The organism is Balneolaceae bacterium (genome assembly GCA_034521495.1).
Lineage (GTDB): Bacteria > Bacteroidota > Rhodothermia > Balneolales > Balneolaceae > Rhodohalobacter.
This window is the reverse complement of record JAXHMK010000022.1, coordinates 66,194-85,518: the sequence shown is the minus strand read 5'-3', so window position 1 is coordinate 85,518 and position 19,325 is coordinate 66,194. Positions and strand designations below refer to the sequence as shown.

The following is a 19,325-nucleotide window of genomic DNA, read 5'->3' as shown; positions in this document are numbered from 1 at the left end:
TTTGCGGAACCGATACGTTCCGGTGCTCAGAATCTCCGTTGAGATGGATTTGTTTTCATCAACAGTATGCAAAAACGCCCGGCCTTCGTGATTGCAATCGAAACCGTCCGGCTCCGGGGTGCCCGGATTGAATACGATATCCTTTTTCCCGGTTTTTCTGGAAAAGTAATGTGGGTATGGCCCATCAGCCAGATATCTACGCCGGAACTGTTCAGCTCCCGAACAGTCATCGGAAAATACTGCTGATTAAAATCGGGCGATACACCTTCGATACTTCCGTGGGCGATACCGATATGAACCTTATCCGGGTCTTTCTCTTCATCTTTCACCCAACCCACCGCGTTTTCTGCTGAGTGTTTGGCGTGGCAGGGAGCCGGCCAGACCACTGCGTTCAGGTCATACTCACTCAGATCTACAGGTTCTTTTTTATCCAAAACCAGCACGTTTCCTCCTGCCTCTTTTTTGAACCGGTCCCAGAGCTGGCTGTCTTCGGTGATATAGTCGTGATTACCGGGCAAGTACCAAGGCCACACTTCCCCTCAAATTTATTGATCGTCTGAATAACCCTTTGAATGTCAGACACCTTCATACTTGTTCGGTCGAACAGGTCTCCGGCAATGGCAAAAATATCCGCATTCTGCTCATTAGCCATGCCAACCAATTTTTCAAGTGTTTCGTAGCGGGCCTGAACTAAAGTTTCACTGGCTTCCGGGTGGTTTTTGAATCGGAGGCCGATGTGGAGGTCGGCGGTGTGGTAAATTCTAATCATCTCTATGATCTGTTTTAGGGTACTGTTTCCTTAATATATATTTTTGGCCGGGATGCCGCGGTGTATCCGGATACAAATATTCAATGAATTCTTTTTCCAACAAGCTCTTTAATGTTCTCTGTAAAGCTCCTGTCCGCTTGCTTAATCCCAACTCTTTGACAATTTCATCTGTAGAGCTTGGCCCCTGCTTTAAAATATCCAAAATGGTTCTTTCAGTGTCATTTAAGTCGTTTTCTTGAGCTTGACCCTCAGCTTCGCCCCTCATTTTTACCTCCGGATGAACCGGCAAAACCGCCAGGAAATAGGTGCGCTCATCATCGGTTTCGAAATGTGGATCAGAAGAGCCGTTTTTATTCACCTGCACTCTATTTTTCCCGTTATTGTGTACCTTGCTAATTTTCATTTCTTCTCCATTCGCGTCTTCAGCTTTTTACCTTTCGCCGTCAATCGGTATTTCTGATTCGGATGGTTGGGGCTGTTCGGGTATGTCATTTCTATGAAACCTTCTTTTATGGCCGGCTCAATGTAGTTTAGCCTGAAATAATCATCGTGTTTTAATTCCAGTTTATTTTGTATTTCTGAACGTTTCATTGCAGCTTCTAAAGCGCTTACTACTTTTTGAACTTCCCCACTAACTTCCCCAGTAGCTTCCCCACTAACTTGTTCGGTTTGAATGGGTATAATCGCCTTAAACACATCGCCTTCAATAAATTCCGGTTTAGTACCGGGGGTATAGAGGCCGCAATATTTGTAGGTATTTCGCACGCCGGAACCCAACTCGTCAACCCGGCCGATTTCTTTAAAGAAGCGGGCTATCATGGGATTTTTGGGATAAGGGGAAAAATTCTCCGGGTCGATGTTGCCCCTGCCATGAGGCTTGTTCCAATTTTCAGTGAGCACTCGTTCTTTTTCAATCACCAGCTTGAGAATGAGCCGGTTTTCCCTTTTTGCCATTAAATATTCGGGATGATCTTTCGGCGCCCCTCTTCCTGAATACCCAAGCGCCTGACGATGGTAGGGTTCTTTACAGGCGTGTACCACACTCCAGCCTTCCTGGTCTTTAACGTTGAACTCATAGTCGTTTTCGTTGCCAATGAATAAGTTTGGTTGGATTTCGGTCATAATAGGTCCAGACAGTAAGTATTCATTATGAATAAGGAAAAATTAATTGCCTTTATCCTATTTGATAATGTTTTTTCCACCATTCAAAATACGCATGTTTTGATCCCGGCCGGTAGCTTGCTCTTTTTTCAATCTTCTTCAAAACCATGCTTATTTTATCGGTCGTTATATTTTTATTCACCGACCAATCATGCAGAATTTCCAGAGTACTGATTGTGGAAATCGGTGGCCCTAAGCCTGAAAATATTCGAATTCCAACTTTTTCATCCGTAGCAACAACTAAATTTCGGTGAGCAGCAATAGCCCCACATCTGGCCTCGCCATCATCCAGTGAAACCGCCAAATTAACAAATGTATTCACCTCATCCTCACCCGACAGAGAAACTTCGTGCAATATTTTATCCTGGATAAAAGGGAGCAAATCTATATCAATAAACTCATTTTCCTTTTCTCCTTTTATTTTTAATGCTTCTCTCTCTTTTACATATCGGTCTACATAAAAAGGTAACTGAAACGATTCTAAAACCTCTTGCATAACAGAACTTGCATACAAATTGATAATACAACACGCATCAAGTATGATACCCTTCTGTTCAAAATGAATAGTCATTTGTTAATCTTTTATAAAACGGATAATGGCTGTTCAAGTTCAAGATCATCATCAATTTCAAATTGATTTTCCATAACAAAGTCTCTGGCTTCAACACGGTTTTTTCTTAGGAATTTTGCAAACTGCCCCTCCGTAATCATCCCTTTTTCAAATGCATACAGTGCCAAATACTGATATCGAACGGGAAGCATATCATCCCGCTGGGGTAACTCTTCAATATTGAGTTTTTTCTGTTCTTCCTTTATTCGAATATTGTGGCTCTTTAATTTCTCCCAGGTTCCCAAATCAATCAGTTTCATCTCTTCCAGCCTGCGAGTCATTGCTTCAAGTGAAACCCCATAATAGTGGGCAGTAATAAACAGATCCGCAATGGTAAATTTATTCTTGGACTTTTTAATATCATCGTATTTTTTAAGTATGCTATTTGCAGGCATTAAAAAATGTTTTGAAAAAGCATCTGCAAATTGTTCATTTTTTTCAAGCCGGACATGTTTTTCCTCTGAATCAACAACCGGCCCTTTCCTGTGAACAAGAAAATGGGCATATCCATGACTCATAGACCAACGTCTTCTTACTTCGGGATGATTTGCATTCACCGCCATACAGCCTCCCAGGTAATCATGATAGTTATACATTTCAGAAAAGTTCGCAGGCATTTTTAAATAGAAAATCCGAAGGCCTATATCCTGCTCCAGGATATCCCGCAGCATGGGGATCGGCCCATCCCCTAACCCCAACCGGTTTCTCTCTCTGATAGCTATGCTCTCCGCACTTTGTTCAATATTTGAGCCGGTAATTTTGTATTCCACAGGATAATTTTGCCACGGCATACCATAAACAAGTTCCTCCAGCTCCAAATAGTCGCGGCAGAGTTCTTCAAATTCATCAATGATGGAATTCATTTCGTCATTCTCTTTTTCAGAACGTTTGTATGCTGCCCTGAACTGCACCTGGAATGATTCAATGGGTTTTTTTACCCTCAAAAACTCGTGAACACTTTTGTTAAAGGCTTCGGATAGCTTGATCAATTCATCCGGGCGAATTCGGCGCTCTCCTTTTTCAATAGCCGTAACCGTAGTTCTGGCTACATCCAAAAGTTTGGAGACCTCCTCCTGAGTCATGCCCGCCTTATTTCTGGCATGCTTTAATTCCTCACCCAATACAACAGGGTCCAATTCTTCCAGTATATTTTTCATTGCTAAGGTTCCTCAGGCGGTTACGGTTTCGTGTTCAAAGTTTAAATTCGTCTGTGAACACGTCAATTTTACTCTGTCTCCATCAACTATTTCTTAAGAAAGCTGAAGATTGTATTTATTTATTATCTGACATGTCAATCAAATCATACTTTAAAGTAGTAATAATTTCTCTTAATTCGTATCTATCTTATGAAAATTATGACATTGTCAGAATTTTTCGGAGAGCAATTCATTATAAGCCGATTTCCCCCATAATCCTATCCGTCTCCATCAACGCCACGATAATCTTCTGATAGTGCTGAATCTCCTCCATGCTGAGCGTGCGGTCGCGGCGGTCTTTGAGCCATTTTTCGGCGGGATGGTAGCCGCCGATGGGCAACTTCTAATGGTTAAGGAAAAAATTGTGACCGCCTTTCTTCTTCATGTACTCTTTTGGCTCATACTTCTGCCTCGCCGAATATGCAATTACATCCACAATCAAGGTTCATTTACCTGGGAATGGTTCAGGTTCAACTCTTCGCTATTTTGATATGTGGCAGTATCGTGTGATACAGATACTCTAAATTCGATGTCCAGCGCCGCTTCAATTTTCGCCACGGTCTTGAAATTCAACAGACGGTCGCCTCGAAAGAGCTGTGTGAGATAGCTGGCGGATGTGCCGATCTCTTTGGCCAGCCTTTTGCGAGTTCAGCTTTTACGATTCATCGCTTTTTTGAGCCTCGCTCAGGAAAACATAGGAGAGCATCTGTGCCCGGTGATCAGCCTGCTCTTCAGCAGATTGTTCGAACAGTTTTTGGAACTCGCTTCGAATTTCTTCGACATTATTAGAACTTTTTGCATTCATGGAGCATAAAGATTTTAGGAACTCTTTAAAAAGAATGACTTATTCTTCAACCTCTTCCAGTTCAAGCGGCCTTAAATCCGGTTTTTCGGAAAGATCTTCTATGTAATCTTTCAGTTCATCGAGTTTAAGAACTCTGATATTCAAATCCCTGCACCGGTAACGAAAATCATCATACAATTGAGAATCTTTTTTCTCAATAGATTGGTATGCTTTGCCTTTCCTGTGGACAACAAGACTGAAATCCCCTCCCCGTTCTACATTTCTGATACTTTGGAAACCGGCAAAGTAGGCGTGTGCTTTTTCGGTGAGTGTTTTGTGAGTTAATGAAAAGTCAATACCTGCCGAGCCAATCATCTGGCCATTGTCTGCCCCCAGATCCAGATAGATCGATTTAAGAAGGTGGTATTTCCCATGCTCCGGGATCTCTTTCCCTAACGTAACTTTTTCCTCAATCTTTATCTCTTTCACCCAGCGCTCAAAATTTCGGGTGATTTTTTTCGAACCACCGGATTTCCTTTTTGATTTAAGGCCAGAAAGCGGCAAAAATTGGTTCTTTAACATTTCGCTTTTGCGCGAAAAATCAGACGCATTGCCTTCATAGTAGAGTTTACGTTCTTCAGAAACCTGTACAATTCCATTCCAGTAACTTTCAATGTAGTTCCAAAATGAAGGATCGTAAGCCTTGGATTTCCAGTTCCCATCCGTTTCACTCAACAGATTCAATACATCTTGGGAATCGGCTTTGCTGCTGAAAGAAAATATCTTTTGCAGCCGCGACAATTCCCTTTGGCCGATCCAGTGCGTGTCGAGCCGGTCCGCTTCCCTGTCGTACAGGCACAGTCCTGCCGCTATCCGTTCGCCGGACAGAGTATTGGGAACCCAATAAAAAATACGATATCGGATCAGGGAGTTCATGGTTTTTGTCTGTTAAAGTTTAGATGCCCGATAAATAACTCTTTGAGTTTTGATTTCCGAAACATCAAATACTCAATAATAGCTTTTTTCTCCTCATTACTTATTTGCCAGCTTTCAGGCAAGCTATCCAGAATCTTATTCAACAACGCTTCATCAGTTACTTCTATTTTCTCACAGAGATTTATTCCGGCGTTTTCAAACTCTTTTGGATACCGCTTAAAATAGTAGTTAAAATAATTGGAGTTAATGATCAAATCCCCGATTTCGCCCGGCTCCACAAAATACTCTTTTCTGTCGGCTTCTGCCAAACGAATGAATGGCTCCTGGTCAAAAGTAGCGGAGTGATCAATCGCATAGAGCTTCTGTTTGGATACAATTATATTCAAATTTCCTGATTGACGGTCACTGTTCTTTAACCATATATCCATCACTAAAATCTTTGCCAGTTCTAACGGATTCAACAGCTTTTCTTTCGTGTCGGATTTGCCGGAATAGATCTCATCTTTAAGATCATCCCGCGCTTGCAGCCATCTGGATCCAAATACAATCTGTTTTGCAAATCGACCGGTCAATGACATAAGTTCTTCCTGAAACAACATCGGATCAAAGAATAGCAGTTCGGCTTTGGGTGTAGATACCTTGAAATGCCTGAAAAGCCGGTAGCATATCCACTCGCGGGCAAGATTTGGGAAACTGTTTTCCCGGATATTATGCTTGATCAGATAAGCATTTTCATCCTCTGCCAATACTTTGATTGGATCTTCCCCGGTATCTAATACTTTTAAAACCGAATTTACAGATATGTAACTTTTATTTTCCGCCAAACTTTGTTGATAATTCTCCGGTGTCAAACTTCAATTAGGAGAAAATTTCAGAGGCACTTTCATTGAAATTGTGGAACACCTGATTCATCGATATATGCTAAATACTCAGTCATTTTTTAATCACACCATATACTCATCCCAATACCCCACCAAAAACCCGCGCATCCCGCCAGCCATATTCATTCCCGGATAGATCTCTTCAAACTCTGTCAAAGCCTCCTTAAAGGATCTGTTTTTGATGATGCCTTCTTTCGCCAAATAAAGCAACCCAATACCGGGCGAACGACTCTGCCCCTGGTTACAGTGCACAAGCACTTTCTGTCCGTTGCTCAACTGTTCATCGATAAAAGACAGTGCTTCGTCAATTATCTCTTTTGAAATGAAAGCCGGGTCTTTCGCATCCACCAGATTGAGAATGAGCCTGTTACCCCTTTTAGCCATCAGATATTCAGGGTGATCTTTCGGTGCCCCTCTTCCTGAATACCCAAGCGCCTGACGATGGCAGGGTTCTTTACAGGCGTGTACCACACTCCAGCCTTCTTGGTTTTTGACCTTGAAATCGTAATCGGTTTCGTTGCCGATGAAGAGGTTCGGGTGGATTTCAGGGTCACAAACAAATAGATCTATTGGAAATTATATTTCTTCTCACGTTGCTTAAATGCTTCTTCACCACCTTCGAGATTGTATAAATTTGAACGATGAGAAATATTTTCAATAGTGGTGGGAGTAATTTCAGTCAAATTATCATCATTCATTGTTAAAATATGAATAAGTTCAGAATCCCCATTAATCACAAAATTTGCATTGTGAGTAGCAAAAATTATCTGCCTATGCTGTTTTCTTTCTTTTATAAGGGTAACCAAATATTTTAGCTATTAAACCACTATCGAGGTGTGCTTCTGGTTCATCTATTATTATTGGATTATTTCCCATTGATAAAAGAATAACCATTGCAGCAGTACACCTTTGTCCGAATGAACTACTTTTAATATCTCTACCATCAGTAGCTTACCTTGATCTTCAAATATTTTTCTACATTTGTTCTATGTAGATGATGATACGATCTTAAGTAACTTCAAATGCTCATCCTGATTTAGATTGAAATAATCGAAAATCACTTTATTTGTTTTGATATTATCACGCTTGTCATTTAGCTCATTTAAGAATTTCATCATCTGATTTTATAGTAAAATCTTCTGAAATTATATTTCTGAAAAGTGCTATTACATCTTTGTCTGATAGTGAGGTTCCAGATTCAAATGTTGGAAGTTGTTCTTTGTTGAATTTTTTGCAGAAATCCTCAAACGCTCGATCTATATCAAACTCATATGACAAAGCAATTTCTTCTACTTCCTGAGTTGTTTCACTTATGGCTTTAAGCATTTCATTCAATTCCTCAATTCGAGGAATCAATAATCCTTCGAATTCTTCTCTTAAATTATCATCAATTGAAACTAATGAATTCCTTTCGTCAATAATATTAATCTCTTGATCAATCTTTTCTATTTCTGCACTCAATTCATTTGATTCAGCTTGTGCACTCGAAATATTACTAATGTTTTGTTCTTCATACCCTAAATCTGTTAGATAGTCTTTCAAATCATCTTTTGCAGATTTTAAGTCTCTTTCTAATTCCTTTTCTCTTTCACTCTGTCCTTTTATCCTTTCACAATGATCGTCATAATATTTCTGAAGAGTACTAATAATATCAATGATTACCTCGGAAAATTCATCCGTTTCCACTTCATCTTCTAATTTATACTTTTGGATAAGCTCTTGAATATCTTTAAGCATATTTTCAAGCTTTTTCCTTGAGTTTTTAAGCTTAGTTAATTCCTTACTGCAACCATTGATTGCTTGTTGTAGCTCCAAATAGTCCTCATCTTTAAGAATGCTTATTTCCTTATTTTTGTCACCACGAAGATTCTCCAGCCTCTTCTTCTCTTGCAATAAACTTATTTTTCTTACTTGCCTGTTAATTGCACTATTTAATTCATCCAAAAAATCATACAGTTCAGAACCTTTATCTTTGAGCGCATATCTGTCCCCAATCTGCTTTAACCTCTCATATACAACTTTTGTGAATGCAAGTGTATTCAAAGCAAATTGTTCTATTTCATTTTGACTTAGAAATTCAATTTCATGACTTGAGGTTCCTTCAATTGTAACAGCATCCTTTAATTGAACAGGACTTCCATTTTCATCAATTATTTCTGATTCATCGTAAAGTTCCTTTATCTCTTCTGAAGTTTTTAATTTTATCAGATTTAGAATTGTACTCTTACCTGTTCCTCTTCCACCAATTAAACAATTAAGATTTGGACTAAATTTTAGATCAAAATTTCTCCTTAGACGAAAATCTTCGTTTTCTTCTTCTTTCTTTTTTCACGGAAAGCTTACGATCAATACTAAAAGTTAATTTATCAATCGATTTTGGTGGTGGTGGTGGGGCATTTTCTCCAATATGTGCTCTGTATTTTGGTTCGAACAAAATTTGTTTAAACCCTTCAAAAGTTGGATCTGCTTTAATCCATGTATAATCTTTAGTCGTACCATTTGAAGGATGAAATAAATTTTTATATTCGTGAGCATCTGATCCCCATACACAAGCTTTAAAACTATTAAAACGATTAAGATACTCTTCACTGGGACAAGCATTGTTTAACCCTAAACAAAATTCACGATCACCATCATGATTAGTAAAACAAGCATCAGCATGATGTAATAATGATTGTCTAATATTTCCTGCTCTACCTAATTCTTGTTCATCTTTTGTAAGTTCATCAACCCATTGTAAACTATCTAAGCTACCGTGCCCTTTTGCTGCTATTAAAAAAGCATAAGAATCTTTATTCATGCCCCAACCTGGCAACTTTTTTTTAAAATTATATAACTCATCTTTAATATTTCGGAAGTTGAGAGTTATTAATCTTAACGCAGTTTTTAGATATTTTTGTTCTGCACCCTCAGTTAAGTCATCAATATTAATATTGGCATTATAAGCCCCTTTATTTACCTCTGCATATCCTATCTTTATTAAATTATTTTTTTTACATGAAATGCTATGACCTTGAAAAGAAACATCCAGTTCTTCAAGAAAAGAATCACGAATCGCAGTAGGAGTTAACTTTTCGCTGAATATTACATGTAAATTAATTGATACGTCCTCATCTCCAAAAATTCTCCAATCTAAGCTCCACATTTGGGATTAAATGAAGAAATTTTTCATTCTTTAATTCAAGTAGTGGCTGTCCTTTTGGTTCAAACTCATTGCATAGTTTCTCAGTAACCATCAATCGAAAAATAATCTGTAACTCCCATTACATTTATTCCATGCTCAATAGCCTTTGATTTCAGTTGCTTTACATATTCGTCCCAATCATTTCCGAATTTCTGTTCATAAGATATTGGTGTATGTACATGCAAATCCCACTTCTGCCAAACTGAACCTCTTGGATCATTCATATTATTCCTCATTGTTTTGTAATTCAAATACCCCATCAATCTCCCTCATCAACCTCTCCGTCTCCATTAAGGCCACAATAATCTTCTGGTAGTGCTGAATCTCTTCCATGCTCAGCGTGCGGTCGCGGCGGTCTTTGAGCCATTTTTCGGCGGGCTGGTAGCCGCCGATGTAGAACTCCCAGGCTTTTAAGGGGACGTTGCCGAAGTACTGCTCATCGTTGATCTGCACTTTGCCGGTTTTCCTGTTTGTGGCAGATAGATCCTCCCTTGAGGGAGGTGGCTCCGACGATGAGTCGGAGTCGGTGGGTGTATCGTCCTTACCTGACACCCCTCCCTCCGCATTCGCGGAGTACTCCCCTCCAGGGGAGATCTCTTTTTCTGGAACAAACTTCAGTCCTAAGCCTTCCGCTATCTTCTTGACGATTTTTGGATCGAGATTGGGTTTGCGTTCGGGTGTGCCATCGAGGGTTTGCTGAGGTGGATTCTTCAGGGTATAAATAAAGCAGGAAAAATAAGCAGCTTCCCCGTGGTTGAAGACAAATGGAATTATGATCAGTAATTGTCTTTGTGATCAAAGCAAATTATGATTGAACAATCATACTGTGGCATTGCTGTTTACCATGATCAAACCCTATTTTCAATTTTAAGCAAATGCTCATAATGTTGTAAAGAAGCTATGGCCACAATAAATTATCGATCGTAATAAATATTATCTATTATCGAAATAGACGATAATTGTAATTCTTTATAGCTGAATTTCTGTGAATAATTTTCACTCCTGCATTTTCTCAAGCACTTATATGAAGATAGAATTTCTTATCTTATAATTTTTATGTCATACTTTTTCGCTAAAAGAATCATTCAGCAATTTTCTAAATATTTCATTGATTTTAGCATTCTTTTCGAATTCTACTAAATAAGATCATCTCTTGTCGTTTGCAGTTACCTGCTCCATATTTTTGATAGAATAGCTCATCTAATTCAAATCCTGCATTATATTGTTTCGTATTCATATTGACATCTTTGAGGAAAAATATATAATCAGGTCTCGTTTAATTAATCTTTCCATTCTATGTGTCTAAATCGATTATTAGTTCAAATAATTTTGATATTTATGATTCTCTTATTACCAAATAAATCCTTGATAGACTTCAGCTAATTTTCTTGTCATTGCTACATTCTTTAATGAAAAGATTAATTGAAACACCTTGTTGGATATCAAACACATTTTCATCTGTATTTCCATCATCTGGTTATTTCTTTCTTCTTGTAGCTTCCCATGCAAGATCAAGTATATAAATCTCATCAAACTCCTCAAGTAAACTTCTCTCTTATCTTCTCGATGTATGAATCCATCGAATAAAGCTGTTGATTACTTAATGTAAGCTAAAACACCTTCACCATTTTTGTTAATAAAATATTGCCCATATCTAATAAACTTTCATATAATCATCTGAAAGTGGTTGAATATTCTTCTCTATCAAATCTTTTTTATACATCATACTTATAATTTTTCAATCCAACTCTGATTTATTACTGAGCTACTGACTGAATACGGCGGATTCCCCAAAACCACCATCACCGGCGTATCGCGTTTGATGTGATTGGCTTCATTGGCTTCGTCGCTCAGCCATCCGGCAAAGAGAGTGCCGGTATCGGGGTGGTGCTCTTCGAGGGAGTTGGTCAGATAAACCCGGAACCGCTGACTGCTTTCGCGGTCGTAGCCGGTCTCTTTCAGCAGCAGGTCCAGCTTCAGGTGGGCCATGGCGTAGCTGGCCATCAAAATTTCAAACCCGTTCAGTCGGGGAATCAGGTGGTTCTCCACATAGTCGGGCCAGATGCCCTGCTGCCCTTCAAATTTTTTGTAGATCTGTTTAATCACTTCTGCCAGGAACGTCCCGGTTCCGGCAACAGGATCAAGCAATTGTACTTTATGTACTTCCCGTTCTTCGAATACCATATTATCTTTATGGCGCTTGTCGTGCGTGGGTACTTTCACCTTCACGGTGGTTTTGGAGGTATCGGCCAGGCCGTCTTTCAAGCCAAACTCATTCTTCAGAATATCATCCACTGCTCTTACAATAAAATTCACCACCGGATCGGGGGTGTACCAAACCCCACGTTTTTTACGCAATTTGGGATCGAACTCGGCCAGGAAGGTTTCATAGAAGTGTATGACCGGGTCTGTTTGTTGGGTCGATTTGCCGAAATTGCTCAGAAGGCCGTCCACATCGGTGGCACGGAAGATGTCGGCCAGGGCATCTACAATCCAGTCGATCCGCTCGTCCAGATCATACCCGGCAATGTACTGGAACAGCTTTCGCAGAAACGGGTTCGATTTGGGAATCAGCCGGGCGGCCTCAAACCGGGAGAAGGTTTCCAGCGTGGTGTCGTGCAGGCGCGCGGCAAACATTCCGTAGGCGATAGTCTGGGCATAAATATCGGCAAACTCTTTCTCGTCAATATCGTGAATCAGCACATTTTGAAAAGCGGCAAGCTGTTCCCGCAGTGTGGTGTTAGAGGGTTCATGCACACGATCTGTACTCTCTTTGTCCGCATTCAGTGCGTTTTCAATAATTTCTGAGAGAAGCCGTGCTTTGGCTGCCATCATCTTGGAGAGTTTGGAGGATGATTTGATCGTTTGCAGAGAATGGGTGGCAAAATCGTTGATCATCTGCCGGAATTTGTCTTCGTTTTCCGGCACCGCACGGATTGAATCTCCGGCCACTTCCGCGATCCGAACCGACACCACAAACTCATCATCCCTGTAGAAATGAAAATCGAGATAATCGGTAAAAATAATATTGGGCAGCGACTCTTTGTAGCGGTTGAACTGTTCTTTGTGCTTGCTGCCGGTCAGCGGTTCCCCAATATCCTTCGCTTCGATGTACCCGACGGGAATATCTTTCTGCGTGAGAATAAAATCAGGTGCCCCGCACTCGATCCTGGCCGGTTCATTGGTCACCAGAACATTTTTCAGCATCCCTTCCAGCAGGTTCTGCAAATCCCCGCGATAGGCATGCTCTCTTGAAATTCCCGTTTTGTAGCGTTTATTGATGTTGTTGATGTACTCCGAAATCGTCATCTGTTGAATGTCTTGGTTTTCTTACTGTACCCAATGTAATAAAATGAATGAATCTTAACAGTCCATATACTTTCAGAAGGCTTTGCAAAACTCTGCCCGTCATCCTGAACTTGATTCAGGATCTCCAGATACTGGCTATAAAGACGAATGGAGAATCTGAATCGAGTTCAGATTGACCAATAACCACGGTTTTGCAAAGCCCTCTTTCAAAGCTGATTTCAATTCAAAAGTTATTGAATGTAGTGAGTGAAAGTCCCCTCCTTTCCTGGAGGTATGTGTTTAGCGTCTTACAGCATCTGATCTCTTACCAAAAAATAGCCGAATTTGGTAACAATCCCCTCTCGATGAAGGAGGGGCTCGGTGCAGCGATTGAATCAGGGTTTTCTTGCCCAGAACGAGCTTCTGTAAAATGTACAACTGAACTCTCCTGACACACACCCCTGGTAGTCAAATCCCCTCCCTTGAGAAGGTGGGGAACTCAAAGATCCGAATTTAACAATCAAACTCGGGTTTCTAATACATTCAACTTCCCCATCAGATGGCTGTTTTTACCGTCCGATGGGTATCCTGGCAGCGTATTAAATCGTGCAACAGGTTATAAGCCATCCAACAACTTTACCCGTCTGACCGCAAAGGCAGCGGTCTGACGGGATGGAGGATCAAAAATCATTGAACCAACCCGGACCGATCTCTTGGATTCTGAAAGTATTTTATCAGGTTTGTGGCACCGTAGAGTAATAGAAATGCCGCAATAAAATAGGCCACCGAATCGGGATTCATCACGATTAAAATGGCGATGATAAGAGTCAGAAATCCCATAATGGAAAACTGGAATACCATTAGAAGGATTACCCCAAAAAAGCCAAGAAAAACGGCAAAGGTGATGGGAATGACTTCCGGAAAAACAAAAATCAGAACCCCTGTTATCAAAGGGATAGCAGCAATAATTGCAGGTGTTCTGGCATACATAAATACCAGTGCAAGAGCGATGAGATATCCGCCTGCAATCAGGTAAAGAAAGTTTGGATAGGTAAGTGTTAAAATTCCAGTCACGAGCGCCAACAAAGCGTTTAGAATTCTCCGCTCCCTGGTTTTATGTTCGATATTGATGTGAAAGTATTGTTTCATATTAAATTTTGTTTGAAGTCATTCCGAACTCGATTCCGAACTCATTGAATCCGAAGATCCTGAATCTCCGAACTGATCAAATAACGGAGATCCTGAATCAAGTTCAGGATGACACATTAAAGTATTCTGTAAGCTACTTCATCATTTCCTCAATCTCCGAAATCTCCTTCGGTACATCCGTCAAATTCTCATATCCGTCTTCGGTAATAATCAGGTTATCTTCAATCCGAATTCCTCCAAAATCAAACAGAGATTGAACCTTCTCCTTATTCAAAAATTGCGCTTTTTCTTCATTCTCAAGCGCCGGTTCAAGCAAAGCCGGTATGAAATAGATTCCCGGCTCAACCGTAATCACCATTCCCGGAATGAGCTCTCGCCTTACCCGCAAATATTTAATTCCCGGCCGTTCAATGCGCTCCACTCCCTTTGGGTAGCCGCCTACATCGTGGGTATCCAAACCGAGAAAATGTCCAAGGCCGTGCGGAAAAAACAGAGCAAAAATATCGTTCTCCATCATCTCCTCTACATCACCTTTCACCACGCCGGCATCCTTTAATCCACGAAGAATAATTCGACAGGCATTCAGGTGAAGCTCCTCCATTTTTACTCCGGGCTCCGTCATCTCAATAGAGCTGTTCAGAGCATCTAAAACTACTTGGTAAATGGCAGCCTGATCCGAAGAAAATGTTCCATTAATGGGATAGGTTCTCGTAAAATCAGAGGCGTATCCTTTGTATTCAAACCCTGCATCAATCAGGTAGAGATCCCCATCGTTTATTTGTTGATTATTCTCTACATAGTGCAAAATAGCACTGTTAACCCCACCTGCATGAATTCCTGTATAGGCCGGCTGCAACAAACCATGTTTCTGTTGGTGATAATCAAAAATCGCTTTGGTTTCATACTCAAACATTCCCGGTTTTACATTTTTCATCACTTCCCGGTGCGCAATGTTATTTACCTCCGCCGCTTTTCGCATCAAGTCGAGTTCGCTTTCGGTTTTGATGCAACGACAATACGTAATGGCATCGGCGAGCGTATCGGCATCCAGCTTGAACTCTCTGTTAAGATCTTCCAGGTACTCGGCTTGCTCATCGTCCAAACAGTAGATGACAGATGGATCTAAATCCTTCAAAATTGAAAGAAGCTGATTATCATAATGCAGGTGATCCGGCTCATACAAATCCCGTATCTCCTCCATCGGTTTGATGCGCCCGTGCCACACCGCAAATTGGGAGTCTCTTTTCGGTGTAAACAGATGATAATCGCCTGATTTGATATCCAACACCGCGTGATAGCCGGGTTCATTCACCCCTGTTAAGTACCAAAAATTACTCTCTTGCCGAAATGGAAATTCATAATCTGTGGAATAGCGATACATCAGATCTGCCCCCTTGATGTAAATAATTCCTTCTTCACTGTCTTCAAAAAGTGACAATAGCTTACTTCGGTGGACTTGATTTGACATAGGTTTTTTTAATTTAGTGATTCATCCGATGAGTGTTCAAGGTAAGATCAAAATATCTGCTTAAATCACACATCGGATAATTTTATGGTATAAAAGTCATGCAGCCGTCAGGCCGCTCCAAGCGGTCAGACGGCTATCTGAAAGAAAGTTAGCAGAAGCTGAGTTCAATCAAAAAATTTCATGATCGTTTTTGGCAGATTTTTGATTTGGTCAGGCTGAAAATCAGAAATATTCAATCCATGATTTCTCCCGGCTGAAAAGGATCTTTTCTCATCTCCGCTAATAACTGTTACCGCATTTTGTTGTTTACTTTGCAACTGATCAAGATTCACACAGCAGATGCCTTTATTGATTCCTGTCTCATTTAAAACTCCAATTATAAGTGTATCCGAAGAATCGGTACCGATGAATGTTATTGCAAGGCGCTGGTCCGAATCTATCTCAAACAGTTTATAAAATTGATTCATCGGTACCGGCAATACCGTTGTTTGAAAGTCGAGATATTTCCGCTTTCCTCCCATTTCATCTGACCAAAAAAAGTTCAATGCCTGAATTAACCAATTATTTAATTCACTGTTCGGTTGAGATGAACAAAACCCTCGCCTGTACCAATAATCAACATCTTTCTCAATTTCAGTAAAAGAGGTAATCTGATTCAAAACATTGGTGGTTTGGCCAATCTTCTCACCGGTTTTTTCAAACCAATAATCCTCAACTCCATTGGTAAGAACCAGGTAATCTGCATTTACTTCGCTATTATATCTTGCTGCCTGCTCGGCAGAGGAATGACTCAGTTTCACAGAATTAGACTTACACTCTATAAGTATATTTGGTTTCATATTATCGGCATATAAAACCAGATCGGCCCGAAGAGTGTTTTTACTTTGGCGTAGCCTGACGGGAGTTTCAAAACCAATTCGGTTTTTTTTCCAGGAGGTTTGAAGCAGCAAATACTCCACCCACCTCAGGCGCACTCTCTCCTCTGGGCGGTTTTCATACCGTTTTTTCAAAATGGGGTTGAAAAGCCAGAATCGGTTATCCTGGGCTACAACCTGTGGGAATTGATTGTAAGCTACGCTTTTCTTCATGCGTGCAACTTACAAAAGTTCAGGCATTATGAGATGAGCGAATTGTCACTGCCTGTTAGAAATAAACAGGAGCTGGAGCTTCAGGTTGTGTGATCCGAAGGGGAGTATCTGTTTAGCGGCTGAAAGCAGAAATTTTTGATCTCAGATTGGAGATATGCGATATTCGATCGCAGAAGAAGATCGTATATCTGAGATCGAATATCTCCAATCGCATATCGGTATTCCATACTCTACAAGGTTCTCTATTCAACGGTTGAGAAGTTACCCCGAAAATTATTTCATATGGAATATATGTTGTTAAAAATCATATATTTAACACTTTATATAAATAAAAATACATTTTTTCTTGTTTCACTGCTTGCTGTGAAACAGATCAGGTGGTCCTGCTCCATCCTATATGTTTAACGGGCAGCAGGCAGACTACCATCTCGGAGCAGAGCACCGAGAAAGAATTCAGTTCGTTTTGTATTAAAAAATGGAGTAAGTCCTCTCAACGGTTAGATTGACAATCATTCGCTAAACAGATACGAAAGCGGTCAGACGGGTATCTTATAGCTGGCGCATCAAACACTGGCACAAGTCTTCGTACGTGTTTAACGATTTGTGGAACGGTAGACCGCCGTCTACACATGTAGGGAAGGGTGGTTCCAAGAAAATCAGAGACAAGAGAAAGAGGTCTCTATTACCGTCTGCTTTAGCTGACGGAAAATATAAGAGCAAGGATTACGTAGTTTTAGCCAAATTTGGCTTCACTCGGATTCTTCACGAAGAGATGTGGCTAAAGCCACTCGATTTCTGACCGTTCGCTTGCCCGTCAGCTAAAGCGGACGGTAATAGATATAGAAACAAATATTAAAAACCTGTTAATCTGACTTAAGCTAAAAGTCGCTCTGACTTATTGTGGACGATCACTTTTTTAAACGCTAAACAAGTACGAAGGGCTCCTTCGGATCAAGTAAAAAACGTTACTTCATTAGAGTTCTCTATTCATCACTACCGCCTTTTACCACTTTATTGATGTATGCTTGCTGGGCAATGGAAAGTATGTTGTAAACCAGGTAGTACAAACTAAGTCCGGCCGCGAAGTTATTAAATACTACAAGCATTATAACCGGCATGATATACATGAATCCCTTCATGTTAGGACCGCCGCTCGGTGCCCCACCGCCGCTCATCCCGCCTGACAACTTAGTCTGAAAGAACATGGCAACAGACATCAGAAGTACAAAACCTGCAATTTGATCGCCAATAACCGGTAAACTGAAGGGAAGACTCAAAATATAATCAGGGGCAGAAAGATCGCTTGCCCACAGGAAGGATTCCTGCCGGATAATCATGGAGTTCTGGAAAAAATAGAACAGCGTAATCAAAATAGGAAACTGCAACAGCATGGGTAAACAACCGCCTAACGGATTCACACCCGCTTTTCGGTACAGGGCAATCGTCTCTTTCTGCTGCTTCTGTGGATCATCCTCATACTTCTCCTGGATCTCCTTCATTTTGGGTTGCAGCTCTTTCATAGCTGCCATACTCTTAAAGCTTTTCTGTGTGAGTGGAAAGAGCAACAGCTTTACAATCACACCAAAAAGGATAATCAAAATTCCGTAATTGTTGATAATTGAACTACCGAATGCAAAAAACGGGATAATCAGATAACGAACTAATGGATCTGCAAACCACCTGAAAATGGCATACCCGATCTCAACAACATCATATGCATGTTCATCATACGCTTTCAGATCTCCATATCTTAAAGGCCCCGCATAAAGTTCATAAGAAAGTTCCGGGCTTTGCACGTAACTTGACTGTACAGCAACTTGATATCGATAATAATATTCCGGCAATCCTCCCTGGGCTAATTCTTCTCCTCGAAGAATAGCTGCATTGGAATTGGTGACCGGCTTGATATATTGACCAAAGAATCGCGAGCGGCTTGAAACCCAATCAATTGTACCATTAATTCTTTGTTCTGTTTGCTCCGCATCAGGAACCTGGAACTTCTCCAGCTCACCACCGGCAAAAACATAAGCGGCCGTAGCCTGTGCATCCTGTGCTCTGTCATGCTCGGTTAAATTGAGTGCCGATGTCCATCCAAAGTCCACATTTGTACCGCTGATATAATCCTGCATATTCACCAATCGAATATCCAGGTTGTATGAATAACGATTTCCAAAAAATGTATAGTTAAAGATGATTTCTGAGTCCCCCTCCAGGTTGAGCCGATAGGAAACCTCCGTACTTTCATCTCCACTTATTTCAATATTCTCTGCTTCTGTAAGGGGTTCAAATACAAGATTGTTGGTTTCGATATTTAAATTCTGAGTGGATAGAAATCCGAGAGAATAGGCAGAGTGTGCCGTATTTCGAACCATCTGAACCTGCTGATGATCCCACGTTTCATGATTCTGCAATGTTATACGTGAAGGTCCAGCTCCAAGATTGGTCATCTCAATAGCATACTTCTCTGTTTGAACCATTGTGTAAACTGTATCTGCAAAACTCGCCGCACTAAATACCCCCATATTCGGATTTGTCTGGGTCTCGCCGATTGTTGGCGATGCCTGACTCTCTGAGGGTTCTGAGCTCTCTGACGGAGATTCTGTTTCGGGTGTCTGATTGGCTGTATCTTCATTTGCTGCAACCAATGAATCATTCTGTTGTTCTGCTTGTGCAGCAGCAATACTGTCTTGAGTTGCTTGTTCAGCTTGTCTGCGGGAGAGTTCTTCTTCGCTGGGCATTGTAAACCACGCCCACGCAATCGTAATTACAAAAATTAAAAGAAGACCAGTTACGGTATTTCTATCCAAAGTA

21 protein-coding genes are annotated in these 19,325 nt (G+C 40.7%); all 21 read right to left on the bottom strand.

What is annotated here, in order from left to right; all coding sequences use genetic code 11:
* Positions 1 to 26: 26 nt before the first annotated feature.
* The 21 genes from U5K72_19760 to yidC all read right to left on the bottom strand — a co-directional run bounded on the left by U5K72_19760 (position 27) and on the right by yidC (position 19,321).
* Positions 27 to 518 carry a metallophosphoesterase gene (locus U5K72_19760; protein MDZ7721067.1) on the bottom strand — a complete coding sequence of 164 codons (492 nt, stop codon included), beginning with the start codon at positions 516 to 518 and terminating at the stop codon, positions 27 to 29.
* The gene (locus tag U5K72_19755; protein MDZ7721066.1) at positions 413 to 769 is read right to left on the bottom strand and encodes a metallophosphoesterase; all 357 of its coding nucleotides are present in this window, start codon (positions 767 to 769) and stop codon (positions 413 to 415) included. The genes U5K72_19760 and U5K72_19755 overlap by 106 nt, the downstream gene beginning before the upstream one ends.
* Entirely contained in the window at positions 762 to 1,172 is a 411-nt protein-coding gene (locus U5K72_19750; protein ID MDZ7721065.1) for a hypothetical protein, read from the bottom strand. The genes U5K72_19755 and U5K72_19750 overlap by 8 nt, the downstream gene beginning before the upstream one ends.
* Positions 1,169 to 1,891, bottom strand: coding sequence for a hypothetical protein (locus tag U5K72_19745; protein ID MDZ7721064.1), 723 nt, complete (start codon positions 1,889 to 1,891; stop codon positions 1,169 to 1,171). Before U5K72_19745 ends, U5K72_19750 begins: the two co-directional genes overlap by 4 nt.
* Before the next feature lie 52 nt (positions 1,892 to 1,943).
* Positions 1,944 to 2,501, bottom strand: a complete 558-nt coding sequence (locus U5K72_19740; protein MDZ7721063.1) for a hypothetical protein — start codon at positions 2,499 to 2,501, stop codon at positions 1,944 to 1,946.
* Positions 2,502 to 2,512: 11 nt separating this feature from the next.
* Positions 2,513 to 3,697 carry an XRE family transcriptional regulator gene (locus U5K72_19735; protein ID MDZ7721062.1) on the bottom strand — a complete coding sequence of 395 codons (1,185 nt, stop codon included), beginning with the start codon at positions 3,695 to 3,697 and terminating at the stop codon, positions 2,513 to 2,515.
* Positions 3,698 to 3,929: 232 nt separating this feature from the next.
* Positions 3,930 to 4,076 carry a hypothetical protein gene (locus tag U5K72_19730; protein ID MDZ7721061.1) on the bottom strand — a complete coding sequence of 49 codons (147 nt, stop codon included), beginning with the start codon at positions 4,074 to 4,076 and terminating at the stop codon, positions 3,930 to 3,932.
* 315 nt (positions 4,077 to 4,391) lie between these two features.
* Positions 4,392 to 4,541 (bottom strand): hypothetical protein, encoded by a 150-nt coding sequence (locus tag U5K72_19725; GenBank protein MDZ7721060.1) that lies wholly within the window; start codon positions 4,539 to 4,541, stop codon positions 4,392 to 4,394.
* 39 nt (positions 4,542 to 4,580) lie between these two features.
* Positions 4,581 to 5,456 (bottom strand): hypothetical protein, encoded by an 876-nt coding sequence (locus tag U5K72_19720; protein MDZ7721059.1) that lies wholly within the window; start codon positions 5,454 to 5,456, stop codon positions 4,581 to 4,583.
* Positions 5,453 to 6,280, bottom strand: coding sequence for a HipA family kinase (locus U5K72_19715; GenBank protein MDZ7721058.1), 828 nt, complete (start codon positions 6,278 to 6,280; stop codon positions 5,453 to 5,455). The genes U5K72_19720 and U5K72_19715 overlap by 4 nt, the downstream gene beginning before the upstream one ends.
* 120 nt (positions 6,281 to 6,400) lie before the next feature.
* Positions 6,401 to 6,808 (bottom strand): dual specificity protein phosphatase, encoded by a 408-nt coding sequence (locus U5K72_19710; GenBank protein ID MDZ7721057.1) that lies wholly within the window; start codon positions 6,806 to 6,808, stop codon positions 6,401 to 6,403.
* A 95-nt stretch (positions 6,809 to 6,903) separates the two neighbouring features.
* Positions 6,904 to 7,143 (bottom strand): hypothetical protein, encoded by a 240-nt coding sequence (locus U5K72_19705; GenBank protein MDZ7721056.1) that lies wholly within the window; start codon positions 7,141 to 7,143, stop codon positions 6,904 to 6,906.
* Between the two features lie 292 nt (positions 7,144 to 7,435).
* Positions 7,436 to 8,584 carry a hypothetical protein gene (locus tag U5K72_19700; GenBank protein MDZ7721055.1) on the bottom strand — a complete coding sequence of 383 codons (1,149 nt, stop codon included), beginning with the start codon at positions 8,582 to 8,584 and terminating at the stop codon, positions 7,436 to 7,438.
* 31 nt (positions 8,585 to 8,615) lie between these two features.
* Entirely contained in the window at positions 8,616 to 9,482 is an 867-nt protein-coding gene (locus U5K72_19695) for a hypothetical protein (protein MDZ7721054.1), read from the bottom strand.
* A gap of 80 nt (positions 9,483 to 9,562) precedes the next feature.
* Positions 9,563 to 9,745, bottom strand: coding sequence for a hypothetical protein (locus U5K72_19690; GenBank protein ID MDZ7721053.1), 183 nt, complete (start codon positions 9,743 to 9,745; stop codon positions 9,563 to 9,565).
* A gap of 1 nt (position 9,746) precedes the next feature.
* Positions 9,747 to 10,073 (bottom strand): type ISP restriction/modification enzyme, encoded by a 327-nt coding sequence (locus U5K72_19685; protein MDZ7721052.1) that lies wholly within the window; start codon positions 10,071 to 10,073, stop codon positions 9,747 to 9,749.
* 1,176 nt (positions 10,074 to 11,249) lie between these two features.
* Positions 11,250 to 12,830, bottom strand: a complete 1,581-nt coding sequence (locus U5K72_19680; protein ID MDZ7721051.1) for an N-6 DNA methylase — start codon at positions 12,828 to 12,830, stop codon at positions 11,250 to 11,252.
* Positions 12,831 to 13,496: 666 nt separating this feature from the next.
* Positions 13,497 to 13,958 (bottom strand): hypothetical protein, encoded by a 462-nt coding sequence (locus U5K72_19675; GenBank protein MDZ7721050.1) that lies wholly within the window; start codon positions 13,956 to 13,958, stop codon positions 13,497 to 13,499.
* Between the two features lie 133 nt (positions 13,959 to 14,091).
* Positions 14,092 to 15,426, bottom strand: coding sequence for an aminopeptidase P family protein (locus tag U5K72_19670; GenBank protein MDZ7721049.1), 1,335 nt, complete (start codon positions 15,424 to 15,426; stop codon positions 14,092 to 14,094).
* A 164-nt stretch (positions 15,427 to 15,590) separates the two neighbouring features.
* Positions 15,591 to 16,514 (bottom strand): type I restriction enzyme HsdR N-terminal domain-containing protein, encoded by a 924-nt coding sequence (locus tag U5K72_19665; protein MDZ7721048.1) that lies wholly within the window; start codon positions 16,512 to 16,514, stop codon positions 15,591 to 15,593.
* A gap of 983 nt (positions 16,515 to 17,497) precedes the next feature.
* Positions 17,498 to 19,321 (bottom strand): membrane protein insertase YidC, encoded by a 1,824-nt coding sequence (gene yidC, locus U5K72_19660; protein MDZ7721047.1) that lies wholly within the window; start codon positions 19,319 to 19,321, stop codon positions 17,498 to 17,500.
* Between the last annotated feature and the right edge of the window lie 4 nt (positions 19,322 to 19,325).

Bases quoted from the DNA above. Each gene is read 5' to 3' on its own strand.
- U5K72_19735 (MDZ7721062.1), bottom strand. From the start codon at position 3,697: ATGAAAAATATACTGGAAGAATTGGACCCTGTTGTATTGGGTGAGGAA.
- U5K72_19665 (MDZ7721048.1), bottom strand. From the start codon at position 16,514: ATGAAGAAAAGCGTAGCTTACAATCAATTCCCACAGGTTGTAGCCCAG.
- U5K72_19680 (MDZ7721051.1), bottom strand. From the start codon at position 12,830: ATGACGATTTCGGAGTACATCAACAACATCAATAAACGCTACAAAACG.
- U5K72_19675 (MDZ7721050.1), bottom strand. From the start codon at position 13,958: ATGAAACAATACTTTCACATCAATATCGAACATAAAACCAGGGAGCGG.
- U5K72_19750 (MDZ7721065.1), bottom strand. From the start codon at position 1,172: ATGAAAATTAGCAAGGTACACAATAACGGGAAAAATAGAGTGCAGGTG.
- U5K72_19670 (MDZ7721049.1), bottom strand. From the start codon at position 15,426: ATGTCAAATCAAGTCCACCGAAGTAAGCTATTGTCACTTTTTGAAGAC.
- U5K72_19720 (MDZ7721059.1), bottom strand. From the start codon at position 5,456: ATGAACTCCCTGATCCGATATCGTATTTTTTATTGGGTTCCCAATACT.
- U5K72_19745 (MDZ7721064.1), bottom strand. From the start codon at position 1,891: ATGACCGAAATCCAACCAAACTTATTCATTGGCAACGAAAACGACTAT.
- U5K72_19690 (MDZ7721053.1), bottom strand. From the start codon at position 9,745: ATGAATGATCCAAGAGGTTCAGTTTGGCAGAAGTGGGATTTGCATGTA.
- U5K72_19725 (MDZ7721060.1), bottom strand. From the start codon at position 4,541: ATGAATGCAAAAAGTTCTAATAATGTCGAAGAAATTCGAAGCGAGTTC.
- U5K72_19695 (MDZ7721054.1), bottom strand. From the start codon at position 9,482: ATGTGGAGCTTAGATTGGAGAATTTTTGGAGATGAGGACGTATCAATT.
- U5K72_19740 (MDZ7721063.1), bottom strand. From the start codon at position 2,501: ATGACTATTCATTTTGAACAGAAGGGTATCATACTTGATGCGTGTTGT.
- U5K72_19755 (MDZ7721066.1), bottom strand. From the start codon at position 769: ATGATTAGAATTTACCACACCGCCGACCTCCACATCGGCCTCCGATTC.